This window comes from Frankia sp. AiPs1 (genome assembly GCF_023716945.1).
Lineage (GTDB): Bacteria > Actinomycetota > Actinomycetes > Frankiales > Frankiaceae > Frankia.
In genome coordinates, this window is the sequence record NZ_JAMQQF010000898.1 from 1 (window position 1) to 1,549 (window position 1,549).

Annotated in this window: 1 protein-coding gene; it reads left to right on the forward strand. The window is 76.7% G+C overall.

Annotated features, from left to right (window positions below; genetic code table 11):
* The coding region (locus ND748_RS31695; RefSeq protein ID WP_251749964.1) for an acyltransferase domain-containing protein at window positions 1–1,549 on the forward strand (1,549 nt) is incomplete at both ends.

Genomic DNA, 1,549 nt, shown 5'->3' on the forward strand with positions numbered 1-1,549 from the left:
CCACCGGGGCGCGCGCCGGGGCCGGCGCACCTGAATCCCCCGCGGGGGTCGGCTCGCCGGGGGCGCGGCGGGACCCGGCCTCCGCGGGCCAGACCCCTGCACCCGCCGCAACCGCAGTCGGCACAGCGGGGCACGGCACGTCCCGGGTCGGCACGTCCCAGGCAGGCGGGACCGAGGCCGGCACGTCCGAGGTCGGCACGTCCGAGGTCGGCGGCACCGCGAGCGGCGGCACCGAGGTCGGCGGCACGACGGCGGTCCCCGCGGGGACGGTCCGCGAACCCGACGTCGTCCTCCGCTTCGCCGCGGCAACCCCGCGCGAGCTCGCCGGCCAGCTCGACGCCGACGACGCGACACTACGTGCGACGGCCAGCCGCCCGCCCGCGTACACGGGTCCCGGTGCTCGCCTCGGTCTGGTCCATCCCACCCCGCGCCGACTCGCCGCCGCCCGGCATGCCGCCAGCGGGGCCCGCACCGGAGCCTGGGACGCCTGGCGGGGTCGCAGCGAGGTCTGGTACAGCGCGTCCGGCCTGCTCGCCGGCCCGAAGCCGGCGCGGGTGGCGTTCGTCTTCCCCGGGCTGGAGGCCGAGTTCGCCCCGCGGCTCGACGACGTGTGCGCGCACTTCGGATTCGGGCTGCCACGGCTGTCGGTGAACGGCCTGGGCACGCATGGCAGCAGCGTGCTGGCCGCCAGCCGGGTGCTCGACCGGACGCTACGCCGGCTGCGCGTCGAGCCGGACGCCGTGGCCGGGCACAGCATCGGCGAGTGGAGCGCGATGTTCGCCGCGGGCCTGTTCGACGAGGCGGAGGTCGACGCCGACATCTTCGGCGCCGACCCGTACGAGGGCGCCGTGCCCGAGGTGGACTACGCGTCGCTGAGCTGCTCGTACGACGACGCGCTGGCCGCGATCGCCGACCACCCCGGGGTCGTGCTCTCCCACGACAACGCCCCGGCGCAGACGGTGGTGTGCGGGCCGCCGGCGCGGATCGCCGAGCTCGCCCGCGGACTGCGCCGACGCAACGTCGTCGTCCAGATCCTGCCGTTCCGCTCCGGCTTCCACACCCCGATGCTGCGGCCCTACCTCGCCGGGTTGCGGGAACGCACCCAGCGGATGCCGATCCGGCGGGCGCCGCAGACCGAGCTGTGGTCGGCCACGACCGCGTCGCCGTATCCGCACGACACCGACGCGATCCGCGAGCTGTTCGTCCGCCACCTGCTCGAACCGGTGCTGTTCCGGCAGGTCGTCGAGGCGATGGCCGCCGCCGGCGTCGGGGTGTTCGTGCAGGTCGGCCCCGGGCGCCTCGGCGGGCTCGTCGACGCCACCCTGGAGTCGACGCCGCACCTGACGATCGCGGCAAACAGCTCCGAACGCGACGGGCTCGGCCAGCTACGCCGGCTGGCCGTCGCCCTGTGGGTGGAGCACGGCGACCCCGACCTCGCCGCCCTGGACACCCCGCCCGCCGATGCAGCACCGCCCGCTCCCCTCCCCGCGGGTGGCGCGGGTAGCGCGGATCGCAGCACCGGCAGCGAGGCTAGCGCGGACGGCAGCAC